This is a genomic window from Arthrobacter glacialis, from assembly GCF_002909415.1.
Lineage (GTDB): Bacteria > Actinomycetota > Actinomycetes > Actinomycetales > Micrococcaceae > Specibacter > Specibacter glacialis.
This window is the reverse complement of the sequence record NZ_PPXB01000009.1, coordinates 20,694-41,551: the sequence shown is the minus strand read 5'-3', so window position 1 is coordinate 41,551 and position 20,858 is coordinate 20,694. Positions and strand designations below refer to the sequence as shown.

The window sequence follows — 20,858 nt, the reverse complement described above, 5'->3', positions numbered from 1 at the left end:
CCACCCATGAGCATACAAACACGTGAGCGCTTCAGTGCCAGGGAAATCCGGCAGTACACCTTCAGGGCCGGGCTGAGCCGCACCCAGGGCGGGCTGATGGAGCTCATCTCCGAGGTGTACACCTCCATTCTGGGCGGCTTGACACTGCTGGCCATGGCCGGGGCGCTCATTGTTGCCCTGCGCCACAGCCTGGGTGTGGGCACCGAATCGGCATTGGCGGTAACAGCCGTTGCGCCGGGCTTCCACTCGGTGACGCTGCTGCAGGCGAGCGCCACTGTGCTGCTGGCCCTGGCTGCTGCGTTGCTGAGCGTTGAGATGACCATGGGTCCGGTGGCCATGACCTTGCCGCAGACCGCGTGGTGGCTGGGGCTGCCTGTCCGGCGCAGGGGTTTCATCCAGCCAGGCTTTCTAAAATCGCTGCTGTGGCCAACCATTGCCGCCATCTTGGTGGTGGTGCCGTTGGCTCTGGGCATGGCGGACCATCCGGCTGCCGGCAACATCGCCCTGGCGGCACTGTGCGGCGTGGGCCTGGCCTGGCTTCTCCATGGTGTGGCGGGGTGGTGTCAAATCACCAATTCCGGCGCCTGGCTCAAGACCGTCATGGGGGCAGTCACCCTGGTGGCGCCACTGACCTTGGTGGCCACGGCACTGTACAACAATGTGGCCGGTTCCGGTGCGGTGACAGCCACCCAGACTGCCTGGATGGAGTACCTGCCCACCAGCTGGCCGCTCTTGGTGGCCGACGGCGCACGCTGGCCGCTGCTATTGGTGGCTCTTGCGCTGGGGCTGCTGACCCTGGTGTATGTGAACCTTGAGCGCATCACCACAGCGCAGCTCAAGGCCAGTGCGGCCGCCGGCGCCTACGCTGCCAGTTCCCTGCTGTCCATGGATGCCACTGAGCTCTCACGCTCCCTGAGCACGGGCCCTGCCGTGGGCCGCAGCAAGCTGCGACTCCCCATGGTTTTCAAGAAAGGCTCCGCCACCTCACGCAGCGTCAAGACGTTGCTAAGCACCCATGCAACCATGGCCCTGCGCTCCCCCAGCACCCTGCTGCGCGTACTGGTGCTCGCCGCCGTCCCCGCGTCACTGGCTGCCGTTGAGTTTCTGGGCAATGCCATCTTGATAGCCGTGGTGCTTTTCCTGTGCGCCTACTTTGCTGCCACAGCCCTTGGCGCAACCGCTCGTTTTGCCGCGGGCAATCCGGCTGTCGACGCGCTCATGCCCCTGCCGGCGAAGGTGGTGCGCCGGGTGCACTATGTGCTTCCTGCCGTGGCCATGACGATCTGGGCTGCAGTGTGCCTTGGCTTGTTGCTGGCCCTGGGAGTGGGTTCACCGGCCCTGCTCATTTTGGCCATCTTTGCGGGTCCGGGGCTGGGGGCCGCCACCTTGCGGGCCGCCTTCAGGCCTGCACCTGACTGGAACATGCCCGCCGTCGCCTCCCCCACGGGCCCCATCCCCACCGGTGCCATCCGGTCCTTTTTGTCCGGCCCGGACCTGACCCTCATTGTGTTGCTGCCGGTCCTGATCTGCCTGATCTCCGGCGGCGTGCCCGCCGTAGCGTTCCCGGCCCAGCTGACACTCTCCTACCTGGCCTTCTTGTGGGGAACGCACGTGCGCAAACCCAAATCAGCCAAGGATGGCGGATTATTTGGCACACCAGCAGCGACAGCAGCTGCGAAGTAAATCTCCCCCGCGAAACCACAGCGAACGTACAGCAGTTGACAATGTTTGCGCCAAACATTGTCACCTGCTGTACGTTCGCTGTGCGGCTACGGCAGCTACACGCGGGCCGGGACCCGCTCTTCACTGGGAGCTGGCAACGTAACGGACGGGCCGCCGTCGTGCCCGGTGCCGTGGCCGTCTTCATCCAGGGACATCTCATCAAAGGGGTCCCGGCCGGAGAGCACTTCACGGGCCTTGTCCATGTCAATCTCCTTGGTCCACTTGCCGATCAGCAAGGTGGCGACGGCGTTTCCAGTGAAGTTGGTGAGGGCGCGGCACTCGGACATGAACTTGTCGATGCCGACAATCACTCCCATGCCGTCGAGCAGGACCGGCTTGTGGGCGGCTAGGCCGGCGGCAAGTGTGGCCAACCCTGCACCGGTCACACCGGCAGCACCCTTGGAGGCGATGACCATGAAGACCAGCAGGCCGATCTGCTCGCCGAGGTTCATGGGCAGGCCCATGGCGGTGGAGATGAACAGGGCGCTCATGGTCAGGTAGATGGCCGTGCCGTCAAGGTTGAAGGAGTAGCCGGTGGGAACGGTGATGCCAACCACCGGCTTGGACACTCCTGCATGCTCCATCTTGGCCATCAGGCGCGGCAGGGCTGATTCGGAGGAGGATGTGGCGAAGATCAGCAGGTACTCGCGGGCCAGGTAGCGCATCAAGGCGAAGATGTTCAGACCGGTGACGAGACGCAACAGGCTGCCAAGGATGACCACGATGAACAGGGCACAGGTCAGGTAGAACGCGCCCATGAGGATGGCCATGGAGCCAATGGCGGCCCAGCCGGTGGCGCCAACCACGGCGGCAATGGCACCAAAGGCGCCTATCGGGGCAAGCCACATGATCATGGTCATCAGCTTGAACACCACTTTTTGGATGTGCTTGACGGCGTTGAGCACCGGTTCCCCGGACTTCCCGAGGGACTGCACGGCGAAACCGACCATGAGCGCCAGCACCAGGGTGGGCAGCACGGGGATGTCACCCGGGATCATCTCCATCAGGAACTTCACCGTGGAGTTCTCCTCGGCACCGCCGGAAGCTTCGTAAGGCTTCAGGTGCAGGCCGGCGCCGGGGTGGATGATGTTGCCCACCACCAGGCCGATGCCCAGCGCAACGGTGGACATGGTCATGAAGTACAGCAGCGCCAAGCCGCCCACCTTGCCCACTGTTGCGGCCTTGGCAATGGAGCCAACACCAATCACCAGGGTGCAAAAAATGATGGGCGCAATGACCATCTTGATCAGCGAGATGAACATGGTCCCCAACGGCTTGAGGGCCTTGCCGAGTTCGGGGGCCAGCAAGCCGATCGCCGCACCGAAAACCACCGCCGCGATGACTGCGATATACAGCCAATGGGTTTTGTCCATCCTGCGGCGCGTAGCCTTTGTGGCTGTGGCGGTCCCTCGTCCTTGAGAGCTCATGGTGACTCCTTGTGATACTGGTGATTAGCATTGGTGGGTGGGCGTGCGATCCGCCTCACACAAGATTGCCCGGGAACGTGACTTATCTCACCGTTGTGTTCATATTGGTCGCACGAAAGGTGAAACATGTTTTGGCGAGGCTGGAGTATTGCCCGCAGGCTCTTCGTTGCCAACCTGCTCTTTGTGGTGCTCCTGACCGCTGTTCTGGCCATTGTCATGGTGTCCGACGCCGGCTCCCGGACATATGAGCAGACCCGCCAGCGCATGCTCTCGGTCGCCACCGCCATGGCGGATTCGCCGGTTGTGGTCGCGGCCGCGTCGGAACCGAACCCGCAGGCCACCCTGCAGCCCTACGCGAAGGCAGTCATGCGCGATGCCCACGTGGATTTCATCACCATCATGGACCCGCAAGGCATCCGCTGGACCCACCCCAACCCGGAGGAAATCGGCAAACCATACGTCGGTTCCATTGCCCAGGCACGGGCGGGGAACACGTATTTTGAGACCACCGCTGGCACATTGGGCCCGTCGGTACGCGTCATTGTGCCCATCAAGGACGCGGCCGGGACCGTCACCGGCATGGTGGCCGCGGGCGTGACCGTCAACAACGTCCAGGTGCTCGTAGCAGCCCGGATCCCGGCGGTGCTGGGTCTGGCCGCGGCGCTATTATTGGCGGGATCGCTGGCCGCATGGGCCCTGGGCCGGTACCTTAAACGCGTGACCTTTGGCTGGGGTCCCGAGGAACTGGGGCAGCTTTTTGCCTACTACGAATCGGTGCTGCATTCCGTGCGCGAGGGCCTGATTCTGGTGGACACGCGCGAGACCATGGTCCTCTACAACGACCATGCCGCCCTCTTGCTGGGCATTGACTCACCCGGTTCCGGCACTGCGAGCAGTGGCCCATCCAGGCGCACCGCCGGAACCAAGGGCAGTGGCGCGTCCAGGGGCACCGCTGCCTCCCACAGCACCGGGTCAGCTGCCGCGCGGCCCACGTTGGATTCACTGGGGCTGCCCGAGTCGCTGAGGGAACTGTTGGCCAGCGGGCGCACGGCCACCGACGAAGTCCACCTGGCCGGCGACCGTCTGCTGGTGGTCAGCCAGCGTCCGGCCCGGGCACCGGGCAGCAACAGTCCGGCCGGCACCGTGGCAACATTGCGTGATCACACCGAATTGACGGCCCTGGCGGGCAGCCTCAGCAGCACCCAGACACTGGTGGAGGCGCTGCGCTCTCAAACGCACGAGCACGCAAACCGCTTGCACGCCATCATTTCCTTGATCGAGCTGGACCGCCCCCGTGAAGCCTTGGCCTTTGCCACGTCCGAACATTTAGAGAATGTGCACCTTGGCGGAGAGTTTGTGGACACCTTCGACGAGCCGTTCCTCGCCGCACTGTTGCTGGGCAAGCGCGCCCAGGCCGATGAACGCGGGGTGACACTTGCGCTCACAGCTTCCGGGACCTTGCCACCGGACACCTTGGACACCCGCGAACTGGTGACACTGCTGGGCAACTTGGTGGACAACGCCATCGACGCGGCGGCGCAAAGCCCGGATGCATCCGGCACCGCCGCACAGTCAGCTTCTCAACCCCCCACCGTTTGGGTTGACCTTCTGGTGGCCGAGGGCACCCTGACCCTCACCGTGGCAGACAATGGCCCCGGTCTGCCCACCACCGATCTTGACGTGCTCGGGCGCATCGGCACCACTGACAAAGCGTCTGTGGCCCCTGGCGGGCGCGGCTATGGCATTGCCCTCATCCGCCGGGCCACCGCCGCACTGGGAGGCACCATCACGGCCGAGAACGACGGCGGCGCCGTCATGACCGCCGTCGTGCCCCTTGGCCCTCCTTTCGAAACCACGTCTGAAAATCGAGGAAATCAATGACCGGCCCATCCCCCATCCGAGTGCTCGTGGTGGACGATGAGCCCATCGCGCTGGCTGCGCACGCAGATTATGTCCGGCGGCTGGACGGCTTTGAGGTGGTGGCCGCAGCGCACGGCATGGGGGCGGCATTGGCGGTCTTGAATGACCCCGCCACCCCCACCATCCAGCTAATTTTGTTGGACATGAACCTGACCGACGGCCACGGGCTCGACCTGCTGCGGCGCATCCACGGGCTGGGACTGGTCCCAGACGTTGTGGCCATCACGGCGGTGCGGGATGTCCATGTGGTGCGTTCTGCCATCGCCTTGGGCATTACGGCATACCTGATCAAACCCTTTACCTTTGCCGCGTTCAGGGAAAAGTTGGAGAACTACCGCAATTATCACGCTGTCTTGGCGGACAGGACGCAGACGTCGCAGGATGCCGTTGACAGGGCGTTGTCCCAGCTGCGCCCCACCGGGAAGTTGACGCTGCCCAAGGGCATGTTGCCCGAGACGCTCAGCGCCGTGGCGGACTGGCTGCGAACCCGGGAACAGCCGGCATCAGCCACCGAAGCCGCAGCGGGCCTGGCCATGTCACGTGTCACGGCGCGGCGCTACCTGGATCACCTGGTCGAGACCGGATCCGCAAGCAAGGCCCCAAGGCACGGCTCCCCCGGCCGGCCGGAGTTGGAGTACAGCTGGTCCCGCCTCCGTTGAGAGAGGAGTCGCTCGCCGCGCCCTCCCGCGCGGTAAAGGAGTTAGGCGACGGGCACCTGATTTCGGGGAATGGCCCGCACCGCTTAGTATTGCTGAGGCGTGTTTCGCGCCACAATCCATTCGCGCACTACCGTGCGCCCCCCATCCCGTGATCTTGAGGCCCCAATGAAGCTGCTGAAATCGATCCCCCTGCTCGGGTGGATCATCATATCTATCGTCCTGGGCATTCTGACCGGCCGTTCATCCCCGCGTGGCTCGGCGGGGCATTCCTGACGTACAACTCAATCTTCTCGGGGTTCCTGGGCTTTATCGTGCCACTGATCATCGTGGGGCTCGTTACGCCCGCAATCGCTGAGCTCGGCAAAGGCGCCGGGAAGTGGCTCGGGATCACTGCCATGATCGCTTACGGATCCACGATCCTGGCGGGGCTGCTCGCTTACTTCGTGAGCCGCTGGGTCTTCACCTCAACCTTGGCCGGCGGCGGCCTCGACGCCCTTGGCGATGAATCCGGATCAGGTTTCACACCGTACCTGACGGTCGTGGGTGCCGCCGGCGACTCGGCGACCGAGATTGTCCTTGAGCCAGTGATTGGCGTCATGAGCGCACTCGTGCTCGCGTTCGTGATCGGCATCGGCGTTACCTCATTCCACAGCAAGGTGCTCTTTCGCGGAGCCATCGAGTTCCGCACGATCATCGAGTCCGTGATCCGGCGCATCATCGTGCCCGCGCTGCCACTGTTCATCTTCGGCATCTTCATGGACCTCTCAGCGAGCGGCTCCGCCATGACTGTCGTGACGAAGTTCCTGCTCGTGGCCCTCGTCTCCTTTGCATTGACCTTTGTCGTCTTGCTCCTGCAGTACTCGATCGCGGGCATGATGGCTGGAATCAACCCGCTCAAGGCGCTGTGGAACATGCGTGATGCCTACTTCACGGCGCTTGGCACGTCATCCTCGGCCGCAACGATTCCAGTAACCCTCGCGTCAACCAAGAAGAACGGTGTCTCCGATTCTGTTGCGGGCTTTGTCATCCCACTGTGCGCCACGATTCACTTGTCAGGTTCAATGGTAAAGATCACCTGCTTCTCGATCGCGGTGCTGCTGCTCACCGGCGGTGACGTCACGTTCGGCGCGTACTTCCCGTTCATCTTGATGCTTGGCGTCATGATGATCGCCGCCCCGGGCGTTCCCGGCGGCGCGATCGCCGCAGCCGCCGGCCTGCTCGCCCAGATGCTCGGCTTCGGCGAGGTCGAGGTGGGGCTCATGTTCGCGGCCTACATCGCGCTCGACAGCTTCGGTACGGCAACGAACGTGACCGGCGATGGTGCCATCGCCTTGATCATGAACAAGCTCACCCGCGGCAAGCTCGGCACACAGGCGCAGGATCCGGCAGACGAAACAGTGGAAGCCGGAGAGGGTAGCGAGACAGCGTCGCATACTTTGGCCCAGTAACTCTTCAACCGTGCCCGCGCAGCTCACCAACGGCTGCGCTAAGAACGCACCGAAGCTCCAGACGTTGCCGCTACGGATCGGCAACGTCTGGAGCTTCGTGGTTAACAACACCGCCTGAACCCGGCCGCTCATGACCGCCCTGCCCTGGCTCAGGGCTCTACCTCGGGCGCAGGACCGGGACGAGCGCATCAATGACGGCGGGGTCCTCGATGGTGGACGGGACCGCATAGTCGTCGCCGTCGGCAATTTGGCGCATGGTCTTGCGCAGGATCTTTCCGGAACGGGTCTTCGGCAGGGCATCCACCACTACCGCCATTTTGAAGTCGGCCACGGGCCCAATCTCGCGCCGCACCAGTGCTACCAGCTCCTTTTTCAGCTCCTCCGGTGCCAGCGTAACGCCGGACTTAACGACCACGAACCCCACGGCCTTTTGACCCTTGAGCGGGTCGGCAATACCAATGACGGCACATTCGGCCACGGCCGGGTGCGTGCCGATGACCTGCTCGATGGCGCCGGTGGAGAGCCTGTGGCCGGCCACATTGATGACATCGTCGGTGCGACCCATGACAAACACGTAACCGTCCTCGTCCTGGTAGCCGGAATCGCCCGTGACGTAAAAGCCCTCAAAGGCGCTCAGGTAGGAATCGATAAAGCGCTGATCGTCATTCCACAGCGTGGGCAGCGTGCCCGGAGGCAGCGGCAGGCCAAGCACAATGTTGCCCTCCTCCCCCGTGGCTGCGTCGACGCCCATGCCGTCCACAATCCGCAGGTCAAAGCCGGGCATCGGCACCGTGGGCGAGCCTGCCTTCAGTGGCAGGGGCTCCAGCCCGCGTGGATTGCCCACAATGGCCCAGCCGGTTTCGGTCTGCCACCAGTGGTCAACGACCGGCACTCCGAGTACCTTGCCGGCCCAATGATAGGTATCGGTGTCCAAGCGCTCGCCCGCGGTGAACAGCGTTTGGAGGCTGCCGACGTCGTACTTCTCCAACAGTGCAGCCTCCGGATCCATCTTGCGGATGGCCCGCAGCGCGGTGGGCGCCGTGAACAGCGCCTTGACCTTGTGCTGCTCAATGACACGCCAAAACGCACCGGCGTCGGGGGTGCCCACGGGCTTGCCCTCATACATCACGGTCGTGGCCCCGGCCAGCAGCGGCCCGTACACAATGTAGGAATGCCCCACCACCCAGCCAACATCGGAGGCCGTCCACCAGACATCGCCCGGTCCAATATCGTAGTGGTTGGACATGGTCCATAGAAGTGCGACGGCGTGACCCCCATTATCGCGAACCACACCCTTGGGAGCCCCGGTGGTTCCGGAGGTGTAGAGCACGTAGAGCGGGTCGGTCGCCTTCACCGGCACGGGCGCGGCGGGTTCGGTGGCTGCGAGCGCAGTGTCCCAATCCATGGCATTCAGACCGAGGGCGGAAGGATCGGTTGCAAAGCCATCACGGTGCTTGATGATCACCGGCAGCTGGGGGACCCCGGCTTTGGCCAGTGCTTCGTGGACGGTGGGCAGGTACTCGACGAGTCGGTTGGGCTCCAACCCTCCTGAGGTGGTGACAACAACTGTGGGCCCGGCATCTTGGATGCGCACGGCCAGCTCACTGGCGGCGAACCCGCCAAACACCACCGAGTGGATCGCTCCGAGGCGTGCGGTGGCCAGCATGGCAATGGCGGCCTCGGGAATCATGGGCAGGTAGATCAGTACCCTGTCGCCCTTGCCTACCCCTTGTTCCCGGAGCACACCGGCAAAGCGAGCCACCAGGTCGGTAAGCTCGGCGTAGGTGTAGACACGTTGCGTATCCTGCATGGCTGAATCGTGAATCAGGGCCGGCTGCTCCCCACGCCCCGCCTCAACATGCCTGTCCAGGGCGTTGTAGCAAGTATTGAGTTCACCGTCGGCAAACCAACGACCGCGCGGCGCTTGTTCCTTGTTGTGTCCCTGAGTAGGTGCCACCACCCAATCAACGGCCTGCGCCGCCTGGAGCCAGAACCCGTCAGGATCGCTCATACTGCGCTGGTATTCATCCCGGTAGCTTAAGGCGTCCAATGCCATGGTGGTTCTCCATCCACGTTGATGTGATGTGAGCCATGCTACAGTCGCGGTTCAGCCCATGACAAGAACCAATGTATACACAGAATGAATTTCTGCTGGATATTTTGCAAATATTGCCTAAATGGACTGTTCTTTGTATACACTGAGCGGGTATTGTGTTCTGTACTGCACATCCACCACGCCCGGTCCGGATGTCTGACTCACCGAGGAGGGTCCATGCGAGCCAGCGAACGTGCCTATGTCACCTTGCGCGCTGACATCATCAACTGGCACCTCACTCCGGGAACCGTCCTGGGAGAGGTTGAACTCTCCGAACGCTTGGGAGTATCCCGCACCCCCATCCGCGAAGCACTGGCCAAGCTCACCGCTGAGGGGCTGACCGAACCGCAAAGCGGTCGTGGCATGGTGGTGAGCGAAATTTCCCTTGACCACCTGGATGAACTCTTCGAGCTCCGCTCCGCCCTTGAATGCAGGGCAGCAGAATTGGCCGCCCAGCGTTGCGATCCGGAGATCTTCTTGGCCCTGCACCACCAACTCACCAACGCCGGTGAGCTGATTACGGCCCAGGACCCCGCCCGCACTGACTATTATCAGCTGGCCGGCGAGCTCGACATCGCGGTGGATGCCGCCGTCGGCAATCACTACCTGACCCAGGCGCTGAAGAACCTGCGCGTCCATCTTGTCCGTGTGCGGCGTCTGGGCAAGGACAACCCCACCCGGCTCCGTGATGCAGCCCGCGAACATGCGGCGATTGCTCTGGCCATTGCCCACGGCAAGCCCGCCGTGGCCAGCGCGGCTACCACTGTCCACCTGGACAACAGCCTGCGCCACCTGCTGAGCACCACACACTAAATTTTCAAAGCACCCTTAGACAAGGAACACCATGACCATTGAGCACAACGTCCGCGTTTACAAGAGCGAAGAGAACCTGGCCCGGCAGGACCAGCTGGCACACAAGATCGCCACCGTGGCCGCCGATCCCGTGGCCGTCACGGCCGAGGTCACCGAGATGATCATCAACCGTGTCATTGACAACGCGTCCGTGGCGATCGCCTCGCTGAACCGTGGCCCCATTGTTGCGGCCCGCGCCCAGGCACTGACCCACGCCCCTTCCACCGGCGGCTCCGGCGCCTCCGTCTTCGGCATCACCGAAAAAGTCTCCCCCGAGTGGGCGGCCTGGGCCAACGGCGTGGCCGTGCGTGAACTCGACTACCATGACACCTTCCTGGCCGCCGAGTACTCCCACCCCGGCGATAACATCCCGCCGATCCTGGCCGTCGCCCAGCACACCGGAGCCTCAGGCGCTGACCTGATCCGCGGCATTGCCACCGGCTACGAGATCCAGGTGGACCTGGTGAAGGCCATCTGCTTGCACAAGCACAAGATTGACCATGTGGCCCACCTGGGCCCGTCGGCCGCCGCCGGCATTGGCACCTTGTTGAACCTTGAGGTGGAAACCATCTTCCAGGCCGTGGGCCAGGGCCTGCACACCACCACGGCCACCCGCCAGTCACGCAAGGGCGAGATCTCCACGTGGAAGGCACACGCCCCCGCCTTCGCCGGCAAGATGGCCGTTGAAGCTGCCGACCGTGCCATGCGCGGACAGACCTCACCGGTGCCGATCTACGAGGGCGAAGACGGCGTCATCGCCTGGATGCTCGACGGCGCCGACGCCCAGTACACCGTCCCCCTGCCGGCCGCCGGAGAAGCCAAGCGCGCCATCATGGACACGTATACAAAGGAACACTCCGCCGAGTACCAGGCCCAGGCCTGGATCGACTTGGCCCGCAAGCTCCACGGCGAGCACCCCGAGGCCACAGACCCGGCCAATGTCGCAAGCGTGCTGATCAAGACCAGCCACCACACCCACTACGTGATCGGCTCCGGCGCCAACGATCCGCAGAAATACGATCCCACCGCGTCACGGGAAACCCTTGACCACTCCATCCCGTACATCTTCACGGTGGCCTTGCAGGACGGCGCGTGGCACCACGTGGACTCCTACTCCCCCGAGCGCGCTGGCCGCCCCGACACCGTGGAGCTATGGCACAAGGTCACCACGGAAGAGGACGCCGAATGGACGCGCCGCTACCACTCCCTGGACATTGCCGAGAAGGCCTTCGGCGGCACTGTGGAGATCACGCTCAATGACGGCACGCTCATCACGGACTCCATCGCCGTCGCTGACGCCCACCCGCTCGGCGCCCGGCCCTTTGCCCGCGAGCAGTACATCAACAAGTTCCGCACCCTGGCCGCTGGCCTGGTGGAGGAAGCCGAGATCAACCGCTTCATCGCGGCAGCAGAGAACCTTCCCCACCTGGCCGCCGGGGAACTGGGCCAGCTCAACATCACCGCAGCTCCCGGCGTCGTGGATCTCGCCAAGGGACCGAAGGGGTTGTTCTAACATGCTGTATTCCAAGAAAACTCCTGAGCAGAAGCGCCGTGACCTGCGCGCCATGCTGGTTCCGGGCGCTGCTGTCCAGTTCCCGGGCGCGTTCAACCCGCTCTCGGCGCGCCTCATTGAGGAAAAGAAGTTCGACGGCGTGTACATCTCCGGCGCTGTCCTCGCCAACGATTTGGGGTTGCCGGACATTGGCATGACCACGCTGACCGAGGTGGCCGCCCGCGGTGGTCAGATTGCGCGCATGACGGACTTGCCGTGCCTGATCGACGCCGACACCGGTTTTGGCGAGCCCATGAATGTGGCCCGCACCATCCAGGAGCTGGAAAATGCCGGGCTGGCCGGTTGCCACATTGAGGACCAGTTCAACCCCAAGCGCTGCGGCCACCTCGACGGCAAGAACATGGTGGATTTGGATACGGCGATCAAGCGTATCGCCGCCGCCGCCGATGCCCGCAGGGATGAAAACTTCCTGATCATGGCCCGCACCGACATCCGCGCCGTGGAAGGCCTGGATGCTGCCATTGACCGTGCCAAGGCTCTCGTTGACGCCGGAGCGGATGCCATCTTCCCCGAAGCCATGAAAAGCGTGGCCGAATTTGAGGCCGTGTGCAAGGCGGTCAACGTGCCGGTGTTGGCGAACATGACCGAGTTTGGCAAGAGCGAACTGTTCACCCGGGATGCGCTGGCCGCGGCCGGCGTGGCCATGATCATCTACCCGGTCACGCTGCTGCGCAGTGCCATGGGTGCGGCCGAGCGCGTTTTGGACGCGATATCCGCCGACGGCACCCAGAAGGCTGCGGTGCCGGAGATGTTGACCCGGGCCCGGCTCTATGAATTAGTTGACTATGGGGCGTATAACCAGTTTGATACGTCCATCTTTAATTTTCAGGTCCCCGGCCTGGATACCGACAGCAACAGCGCAAACCTTTAGGCATCAGTTCATTTTCAAGAAGGAGTACCAACTGTGAGTGACGAAGACGTTCGTAAGGGTCTTGCTGGCATTGTGGCCGACTACACCGCTGTTTCCAAGGTGAACCCGGACTCCAACTCGCTGCTGTACCGCGGCTATCCGGTGCAGGAATTGGCGGCCAGCAAGTCCTTTGAGGAAGTGGCACTGCTGCTGTGGACCGGGGAACTGCCCACCGATGAAGAGTTGGCCGCGTTCGAGTCCTTTGAACGCGCCAACCGTGCGCTTGATGTTAATGTTCGCGCGGCGATTGACCTGCTGCCGCTGGACTGCCACCCCATGGATGTTGCCCGCACGGCCGTCTCCGTTTTGGGTGCCAACCACCCGTTGGCCGAGGACTCCTCCCCGGAGGCCGAGGTTGAGAAGGCTAAGTCGCTTTTTGCCCAGTTCCCGGCCGTCGTTGCCTACGACCAGCGCCGCCGTCGTTCCTTATCCATGGTGGAACCCCGCGCTGACTTGGACTACTCGCAGAATTTCCTGTGGATGAGCTTCGGCGAGGAAGCGGCCCCGGAGGTGGTGGATGCCTTCCGGGTGTCGATGGTGCTCTACGCCGAGCACTCCTTCAACGCCTCGACGTTTACTGCACGCGTCATCACCTCGACGCTCTCGGACCTGCACTCGGCCGTGACAGGTGCCATCGGCGCGCTGAAGGGCCCGCTGCACGGCGGCGCCAACGAGGCCGTCATGCACACCTTTGACGAGATCGGCATCCGCAAGGAGGAGTCTCGCGAGGAGGCCGCCGCCCGTGCCAAGGCGTGGATGGAGGACGCCCTGGCCGCGAAGAAGAAGGTCATGGGCTTCGGCCACCGCGTCTACAAGCACGGCGATTCCCGCGTGCCCACCATGAAGGGGGCGCTGGATAAGATGATCGCGCACTTCGACCGACCCGAGATGCTGGGCCTGTACGACGGGCTGGAACAGGCCATGGACGAGGCCAAGGCCATCAAGCCCAACCTCGACTACCCGGCGGGGCCCACGTATCATTTGATGGGCTTTGACACGGACATGTTCACACCCATTTTCATTGCCTCCCGCATCACCGGCTGGACAGCGCACATCATGGAACAGCGGGCAAGCAACGCACTGATCCGCCCCCTGAGCGCCTACAACGGCGTGCCGGAGCGCCACCTGGCCTAACTCTTCCTGAGCCTGTGCCCACGGGCGGGAGGTCACCTTTCCATGAGGGGTGGCCTCCCGTCGTCGTCCACCGCCCACTCCCGGGACACGTGGTAACAACTGTGTCGCCAACCACCCGTTGCGGGTAGTCTGAGGAAAAGTACGGCAGCTTCCGATCAGTTCAAAGGAGCATCGTGGAAAAATCATCACTGACGGCACTGGCTCGGGAACTTTTGGGAGGCGCCAAGACCAAGAACAGCGGCCGTAGTTCCAGAACGGTGTACGGCGGGCACGAACGGGTCTTGCGCCAAACGGTGGTTGCCCTCACAGCCGGATCCAGGCTGGACGAGCACGACAATCCCGGAGAGGCCACGATTCAGGTGCTCAGCGGGCGCATAGCCCTGGTTTCCGGCGGCGTCACATGGGAAGGCTCGCCGGGAGACCATTTGGTGGTGCCCATGGCACGCCACAGCGTGGACGCCTTGGAAGATTCAACGTTCCTGTTGACCGTGGCCAAACCGTAGCTGGCCAACGTGCATTTGTGCGCCTGGCGGTCTTGTCTGCGCTTTAGCGGCTTGCAGGCGGTTGGTGAACCGCCGACAAGCCGCTAAAGCGCATAAATGCCAAGTGGCCCGGCAGCAAACTAGCTGCCCATGCCCCGGCTGTCTGCCGGGACGGCACCCAGTGGCGGTGTGTGGGTGCTCGATGCAACAGTTTCATTGTCGTCATTGAGGACTACGCGCCAGTGGCCACGCTCCCCCGACAGGAACGCCGGGAGCCAGTGGCTGGCATCAGCCCACATGTGCGCATGGGGCAAATCCCCCACCGGGTGCCATTGTGGCGCAATTTCATCGCTTTCAACGGCGTCGCCGGCGAACGTCCGGCACAAGAACACTGTGGTGAACATGTCCCATTCGGGCTTGGCCGGGAACACGAAGGCCACGGTGCCCGCAGGAATCAGGTCCATCGCCCCAATGACGAGGCTAGTTTCCTCGGCAACTTCACGGCAAATCGCCGCAACAATGCTCTCCCCCGGCTCTACATGGCCGCCAATCCCCACAACTTTTCCCGCGCCGAAGCCAGTCTTTTTCAGCCCCAGCAGCACCTGCTCCCGGCCCTCATGGGTACGGAGCATGAAACACAGAGTTACAGGGGCGGAAGTCATGACTCCAGCCTAGGCCACCGGCAAACCTTCCAGCACTAGCAAGGAATTTGACACATTTTCACCACAAGGTCCCACATCACAAGTGTGTGACGCGTGTCAAATAACAAATATAGATTTTGCATAGCGAAACTTATGCGGAATGTGCTTCGCCCCACTCCTCGGGCCCTCCTAATGTCATCTCATGCCCGCTGCGATTTCTGCCAGCGCCCACACCTGACCAACACCCCTGGAGGAACCGTGAAGATCTCACGCATGCTCGCCGTAGCTACACTGGCTGCCCTGGCCCTGACCAGCTGCGCACCCCCAACATCCAACAACGCTGCCTCAACGCAGGACGACAAGACAGGCACCTTGCGCGTCTGGCTCTTCTCCGAAGTCAACCAGGACCCCAAGTCGGCCGTGGTCAACGCAACCATCAAGGACTTCGAAGCAACCCACAAGGACGTCAAAGTCGACGTCCAGTACATCCCCGTTGACACTCGTGCCGAGAAGTTCAAGGCCGCCTTCAACGACCCCTCCAGCGCCCCTGACGTGGCCGAGTACGGCAACACAGACCTGGCCAGCTATGTGGCAGCCGGCGGCCTCGCCGACATCACCTCCAGCATCAAGTCCTGGGACGAGGGCAAGGACCTGGATCCCAAGGTGCTGGCCACCACCGCACTGGACGGCAAGAACTACGGCGTGCCGTGGTTTGTGGGCGTCCGTGCCCTGTACTTCCGCACCGACATCCTCAAGGCTGCCGGCGTCGAAGTCCCCAAGACCATGGCGGAGATTGAAACGGCCGCCCGTGCAGTGCGCGCCAAGAACCCTGGCATGCTGGGCATCTCCGTAGGCGGCAAGGCACAGTTCTCCGCCATGCCGTACCTGTGGGCCCATGGCGGCGCCATCGCGGCAGACACCAACGGCACTTTCTCCTCGAAGCTGGACACACCCGAGTCGCAGGCCGGGATCGCGGCCTACACCAACTTGATGAAGGATGACATCTGCCCGGCGCAGACCTGCGCCGAATTTGGCGGCAACGCCAGCGTCCAGCAGTTCATTGCGGGCAAGGCCGGGATGACCATTGGTGGCGACTTCAACTACAAGGCCATCGCGGCCAGCGAATTCAAGGACAAGTTCGGCGTGGTGCCCGTTCCCGGCGTCGAGGCCGGTTCCATTGCCCCGGCCTTTGCCGGCGGCAACAACTTGGGCGTCTTCAAGAGCTCCAAGAAGAGCACCCTGTCCAACGAGTTCGTCCAGGCCCTGGCCAGCAAGAAGTCCCAGCTGGCCATGTTCGACGCCATGGGCAACCTGCCCACCTTCACCGATGTGCAAAAGAGCGTCGCCGAGAAGAACCCGTACGTGGCGCCGTTCATTGACACGATCGCCGCCGGCACCAACTTTGTGCCGATCACCTCGACCTGGTCAACCGTTGACGCCAAGGGCTTGTTCACCAACATGTACCAGCAGGTTGTCACCGGCAAGGCTGACGTCCCCACGGCAGCCAAGGACACCACAGCAGCCATGAACAAGATTTTTGAAGCAAAGTAGTCACCAAATGACCCTTCAACTTCCCGCAAAGCCTTCCCTGCAGGAGCCGAAGCCGGCCACCCCGTCGCCGCGCCGCACGAAGCGCCGCGGCGGGGTGAGCCGGTTTGAGCACTGGCTGTACCTGGCTCCGGCCCTGATAGTGCTGATCGCCCTGATGGGCTACCCGCTGTTCCAGCTGGTCAACGTGTCACTCTACGACTACCGCCAGGACCAGGTCAGCGGCAACGCGCCCCTTGACTTCATCGGACTGGAAAACTACCGGACGCTCATGGCGGACCCGGAATTCTGGCAGGTGCTCGCCAACACCGTCATCTTCGCCTCGGCCTGCGTGATTCTCACCCTGGTGACGGGCTCCGCCCTGGCCGTCCTGGCCACCCGTTTGCGCCCGTGGGTCCGCAACACGCTCTTTGCCGTCTCGCTCGGCGCGTGGGCAACCCCCGCCGTGACAGGCAGCGCCGTCTGGCTGTTCCTGTTCGATCCCACCCAGGGCCTGATCAACAAGATGCTGGCCGGCATTGGGCTGAGCCAATTCGTGGATCATTCCTGGACGTATGAGAAGTGGTCGGCGTTTGGCCTGGTTGCCAGCGAAGTTGTCTGGTGCTCGTTCCCGTTCGTCATGGTCACCGTCTACGCCGGCATCCAGGCGATTCCCACTGAAGTCATTGAGGCGGCCCGCCTTGACGGGGCCTCCATGCCGCGCATCTTCTCCAACATCATGCTGCCCATGCTGCGCCCCATCGTCATCATCGTGACCATCCAGTCCATCATCTGGAACTTCAAGATTTTCTCCCAGATCTACATCATGACCAGCGGCGGCGGCATTGCCGGCCAAAACATGGTCTTGAACGTGTACGGCTACCAGCAGGCTTTCGCGGCCAGCCTGTACGGCCTTGGCTCCGCCCTGGGCGTCATCATGACGGTCCTGCTGCTGGTCATCACCCTTGTTTACCTGCGACTACTCAAAAGGAGTGGTGAAGTCCTGTGACAACGCTCAAACTGGACGGGCCCGCCAAGCCGGCCTCCCGCCGTCGTATATTCCCCGCCCGCAGGGGCTGGACCGTGAACATCATCGGCCTGCTCATAGCTGTTGCCGTCGCCTTCCCGCTGTACTGGATGGTGCTGTCGGCCCTGAAGCCGGCCACGGCGCTCGACGCCGGAGACTCCACCCCGTGGACCCTCACCCCGTCCTTTGACTCGTTCGCCCGGGTCCTGAACGTGAACAACTTCGGCCAATACTTCTTGAACTCGCTCATTGTGGCACTCAGCGTGGTGGTCCTGTCCACGCTCTTCGCGTTCCTGGCCGCCGTGGCCGTGACCCGCTACAACTTCAAGATGCGCACCAAGCTGCTCATTATCATCCTCGTGGCCCAGATGGTGCCCGTGGAGGCCCTGACCATCCCGTTGTTCTTCTTGTTCCGCAACTTTGGCGAAACCATGCCGGCGATCGGCCTGAACCACTTGGGCTCGCTGATCCTGGTGCATGTGGGCTTCAGCATTCCGTTCGCCATCTGGATGCTGCGCGGCTTTGTGGCCGCGGTGCCGCTGGAGCTGGAGGAGGCCGCCAAGCTCGACGGCGCCAGCAGCTTCCGCTTTGTCCGCTCGGTCCTGTTTCCGCTGGTGGCCCCGGGCGTGGTGGCATGTTCGGTGTTTGCCTTCATTTCCACGTGGAACGACTTCCTGTTCGCGAAGACGTTCATCATCTCGGCCCAGGAAAACTCCACCCTGCCCATGGCTCTGCTGACCTTCTTCAAGCCGGACCAGAACGATTGGGGCGCCATCATGGCCGGCTCGGTCATCATGACCATCCCGGTCCTCATCTTCTTCATCGCTGTCCAGCGCAAGCTCGTCTCCGGACTGGCCGGCGCCGTCAAGGGCTAAGAAAGGCCTTCCATGCATTCCTTGCTCCCCGCCCCCGGCTCCTTCACCGCAACAGGTTCCACCCTCCGCCTTGACGACTCCACTTCTGTGGCCTCATCCCCGGAACTGGCCGCCGCCCGGCGCTGGTTTGTGGGCGCGCTCGGTGCCGCCACCGGATGGGAGCTGGCCGGCACCACGGCCGCCGACGCACCGGCCGCCACCATCGTGTTCGCCCTGGACCCCTCCGTGGAACCCGAGGGCTACACGCTGACCATCGACACGGCTGTGCGGATCACGGCCTCAGACAACGCCGGCGCCCTGTACGGCGCCCAGACCCTGCGCCAGCTGCTGGGTCCGGCGGCGCACCGCCAGGCACCGACGGCGTCCTCCTGGGAGCTGCCCACGGCCGTCATCACCGACCGGCCCCGCTTCAGCTACCGCGGGGTCATGCTGGATGTGGCCCGGCACTTCATCCCCAAAAATGATGTGCTGCGCTTCATCGACGTCGTTGCCGCGCACAAGCTCAACGTGCTGCATCTGCACCTGACCGATGACCAGGGCTGGAGGGTGGAAATCAAGAAGTACCCGCGTTTGACCGAAGTGGGCGCCTGGCGCAAGGAATCCAACCTGGGGGCCTGGCGTGCGGGCATCTTTGACGCCACCCCGCACGGCGGCTTCTACACCCAGGAAGACCTGCGCGAGATCGTGGCGTTCGCCGCCGCCCGGAACATCACAGTCATCCCGGAAATTGATGTGCCCGGCCACTCCCAGGCAGCCATTGCCGCCTACCCGGAGCTGGGTCTGGCTGGCAGGCCCCTGGAGGTGTGGACCCGATGGGGCATTAACGAAAACGTCCTTGAACCCACCGCCTATGCGGTGCAGTTCTACCGGGACGTGCTCGATGAGGTCATGGACATCTTCCCCTCCCCCTGGATCAGCCTGGGCGGCGACGAAGTCCCCCTGGACCAGTGGAATGCCAGCCCGTTCGCGCTCAAGGCTGCCGCCAATCTGGGCTTCGAGTCCGTTGCGGGCCTCCACGGCTGGTTTGTGGGACAGCTGGCCGAACACCTGCACCAGAACGGGCGCAAGTCCGGCGTATGGGATGAGATTGGCGACGTCGGCCTGCCCGACGGCGCCCTGGTCGCCTCATGGCGCGGCTACGAAGGCGGCTTGGATGCCCTGGCCAAGGGTTACGATGTGGTCATGTGCCCCGAACACAAACTGTACTTGGACCACCGCCAGTCGGCCCTTGAAGAGGAACCCGTCCCGGTTGGCTTCGTCACCACCCTTGAGGCGGTGTACAACTTTGACCCCATGCCCGACGCCGGTGACAAGGACTTCCCGGGCCGGCTGTTGGGGGCGCAGGCCAACATCTGGACCGAGCACCTCCCCTCGGCACGGCGCATCGACTATGCCGCGTTCCCCCGGTTGAGCGCCATCGCCGAAGTTTTTTGGTCCACCCCGGACACACGCGACTACGCCGACTTCCACGCCCGGCTTTCCCCTGCCCACCTGGACCGGCTCTCCGCCATGGGCGTGGAGTTCCGGCCGCTGGACGGCCCCCGCCCCTGGCAGCAGCGCCCCGGCGTCGCAGGTTGGAAGCGGGACTACGAGGCGGAGCAGGCGGCAGCAGCCCAGGCCGCCGAAGCCCAGTGAGCGAACCGGAAGACAGCAGCGAGAAGCGGAACTCGTCGTCGTCCCTGCGGAAGGCGCTGAGCCTGCTGTCCGTCGTGGCTGAACAGTCCACCGACCCGGAAGGCATGTCCCTGCTGGACCTGGCCAAGCGCTCGGGCATCAACAAGAGCACAGTGCTGCGCCTGACCACCCCGCTCATCGATGAGAACCTCCTTGAGCGGGACCGGCAAAGCGGGAAGTTCCGTCTGGGCTTTGGCAGTCTGCGGCTGGGGCAGTCGTACCTGGATTCGCTGGACCTGCGCAGCGCCGCCAATGCGGAGCTGCGCGCGTTGATGCGCAAGACTGCCAACACGGTTCACCTGGTGGTCCTCTCCGGCCATGAGGTGGTGTACCTGGACAAGGTGGAGGACGAGGCCACCGTGCGCATGGCATCGCGCGTGGGCGCCACCATGCCCGCGTACTGCACGGCCGTGGGCAAGGCGATCATGGCGTACAGCTCCGAGGAGGTGGTGTCCTCGATTCTGTCCGTGCCGCTGGCGCCCATCACGGCCAAGACCATCACCGATCCGGCAGCACTGCGCCAGGAACTCGCCGCCGTGCGCCGCCGCGGCTACTCGATTGATGACAGGGAGAACGAGCCCGAGGTGCGTTGCGTTGCGGCGCCAATCTTCAACCACGATGACGTCGTGGTGGCGGCGCTGAGCGTTTCTTCGCTGACCTCCCGCATGACGCCGTCCAAGGTGCGCGAGGTGGGGCCCATGGCTGCTGCCGTGGGACTGCGGATCTCGGTGAAGCTGGGGTCGCGCCGCTCGGCAACGCTGCTGAAGTAGTGCCCGCGCCGCTTCACGGTGACTGCGTGCCAAAGTTGCGTTCCTCCAGTGATGGCGTGCCAAACAGGTCAGGGCCCATGAAATTTCATGGGCCCTGACCTGTTTGGCACGCAGTCGCTGCA

At 63.5% G+C, this 20,858-nt stretch carries 16 protein-coding genes and 1 pseudogene; 14 read left to right on the top strand and 3 right to left on the bottom strand.

Translation table 11 applies throughout. From position 1 onward, the window contains the following. Positions 1-6: 6 nt before the first annotated feature. Positions 7-1,683, top strand: coding sequence for a DUF6297 family protein (locus CVS28_RS11990; protein WP_103481656.1), 1,677 nt, complete (start codon positions 7-9; stop codon positions 1,681-1,683). Between the two features lie 95 nt (positions 1,684-1,778). Here CVS28_RS11990 and CVS28_RS11985 read toward each other — a convergent pair whose 3' ends face one another. Further along, the gene (locus CVS28_RS11985; RefSeq protein ID WP_103466291.1) at positions 1,779-3,149 is read right to left on the bottom strand and encodes a cation:dicarboxylate symporter family transporter; all 1,371 of its coding nucleotides are present in this window, start codon (positions 3,147-3,149) and stop codon (positions 1,779-1,781) included. 126 nt (positions 3,150-3,275) lie between these two features. Between CVS28_RS11985 and CVS28_RS11980 the strand changes: the two genes are divergently transcribed. The 3 genes and pseudogenes from CVS28_RS11980 to CVS28_RS11970 all read left to right on the top strand — a co-directional run bounded on the left by CVS28_RS11980 (position 3,276) and on the right by CVS28_RS11970 (position 7,176). Then, complete coding sequence (locus CVS28_RS11980) at positions 3,276-5,030, top strand: sensor histidine kinase (protein WP_103481655.1); 1,755 nt, start codon at positions 3,276-3,278, stop codon at positions 5,028-5,030. Continuing rightward, positions 5,027-5,728: a response regulator gene (locus CVS28_RS11975; RefSeq protein WP_103466293.1), complete on the top strand. Its 702-nt coding sequence runs from the start codon at positions 5,027-5,029 to the stop codon at positions 5,726-5,728. Before CVS28_RS11980 ends, CVS28_RS11975 begins: the two co-directional genes overlap by 4 nt. A gap of 165 nt (positions 5,729-5,893) precedes the next feature. Beyond that, positions 5,894-7,176, top strand: a pseudogene (locus CVS28_RS11970) (dicarboxylate/amino acid:cation symporter). 157 nt (positions 7,177-7,333) lie between these two features. Here CVS28_RS11970 and CVS28_RS11965 read toward each other — a convergent pair. Continuing rightward, entirely contained in the window at positions 7,334-9,232 is a 1,899-nt protein-coding gene (locus tag CVS28_RS11965) for an AMP-binding protein (RefSeq protein WP_103481654.1), read from the bottom strand. Positions 9,233-9,448: 216 nt separating this feature from the next. On the opposite strand from CVS28_RS11965, the gene CVS28_RS11960 reads away from it, so the two are divergent. From CVS28_RS11960 to CVS28_RS11940, 5 genes are all read left to right on the top strand, one after another. Next, entirely contained in the window at positions 9,449-10,084 is a 636-nt protein-coding gene (locus CVS28_RS11960; RefSeq protein ID WP_103466296.1) for a GntR family transcriptional regulator, read from the top strand. Between the two features lie 31 nt (positions 10,085-10,115). Beyond that, positions 10,116-11,636, top strand: coding sequence for an MmgE/PrpD family protein (locus CVS28_RS11955; RefSeq protein ID WP_103466297.1), 1,521 nt, complete (start codon positions 10,116-10,118; stop codon positions 11,634-11,636). A 1-nt stretch (position 11,637) separates the two neighbouring features. Beyond that, entirely contained in the window at positions 11,638-12,567 is a 930-nt protein-coding gene (gene prpB / locus CVS28_RS11950) for a methylisocitrate lyase (RefSeq protein WP_103481653.1), read from the top strand. 33 nt (positions 12,568-12,600) lie between these two features. Further along, positions 12,601-13,740, top strand: a complete 1,140-nt coding sequence (locus CVS28_RS11945; protein WP_103466299.1) for a bifunctional 2-methylcitrate synthase/citrate synthase — start codon at positions 12,601-12,603, stop codon at positions 13,738-13,740. A gap of 173 nt (positions 13,741-13,913) precedes the next feature. Further along, the gene (locus CVS28_RS11940; protein WP_103466300.1) at positions 13,914-14,243 is read left to right on the top strand and encodes a cupin domain-containing protein; all 330 of its coding nucleotides are present in this window, start codon (positions 13,914-13,916) and stop codon (positions 14,241-14,243) included. Between the two features lie 119 nt (positions 14,244-14,362). Here CVS28_RS11940 and CVS28_RS11935 read toward each other — a convergent pair whose 3' ends face one another. After that, positions 14,363-14,884 carry an 8-oxo-dGTP diphosphatase gene (locus CVS28_RS11935; protein ID WP_103481652.1) on the bottom strand — a complete coding sequence of 174 codons (522 nt, stop codon included), beginning with the start codon at positions 14,882-14,884 and terminating at the stop codon, positions 14,363-14,365. Positions 14,885-15,121: 237 nt separating this feature from the next. Between CVS28_RS11935 and CVS28_RS11930 the strand changes: the two genes are divergently transcribed. Genes CVS28_RS11930 through CVS28_RS11910 form a run of 5 tightly spaced genes read left to right on the top strand, consistent with a single transcriptional unit; the run spans position 15,122 to position 20,736 of the window. Further along, a complete protein-coding gene (locus tag CVS28_RS11930; protein ID WP_103481651.1) occupies positions 15,122-16,414 on the top strand; it encodes an extracellular solute-binding protein in 1,293 nt (430 codons plus the stop codon). Between the two features lie 7 nt (positions 16,415-16,421). Further along, positions 16,422-17,399 carry a carbohydrate ABC transporter permease gene (locus CVS28_RS11925; protein ID WP_103466303.1) on the top strand — a complete coding sequence of 326 codons (978 nt, stop codon included), beginning with the start codon at positions 16,422-16,424 and terminating at the stop codon, positions 17,397-17,399. Positions 17,400-17,446: 47 nt separating this feature from the next. Continuing rightward, positions 17,447-18,292 (top strand): carbohydrate ABC transporter permease, encoded by an 846-nt coding sequence (locus CVS28_RS11920; RefSeq protein WP_370739515.1) that lies wholly within the window; start codon positions 17,447-17,449, stop codon positions 18,290-18,292. A gap of 12 nt (positions 18,293-18,304) precedes the next feature. Continuing rightward, positions 18,305-19,927: a beta-N-acetylhexosaminidase gene (locus CVS28_RS11915; RefSeq protein WP_103481650.1), complete on the top strand. Its 1,623-nt coding sequence runs from the start codon at positions 18,305-18,307 to the stop codon at positions 19,925-19,927. Next, on the top strand, positions 19,924-20,736 hold the full coding sequence (locus CVS28_RS11910; RefSeq protein WP_103481649.1) for an IclR family transcriptional regulator: 813 nt from the start codon (positions 19,924-19,926) through the stop codon (positions 20,734-20,736). The genes CVS28_RS11915 and CVS28_RS11910 overlap by 4 nt, the downstream gene beginning before the upstream one ends. The last annotated feature ends 122 nt before the right edge of the window (positions 20,737-20,858 follow it).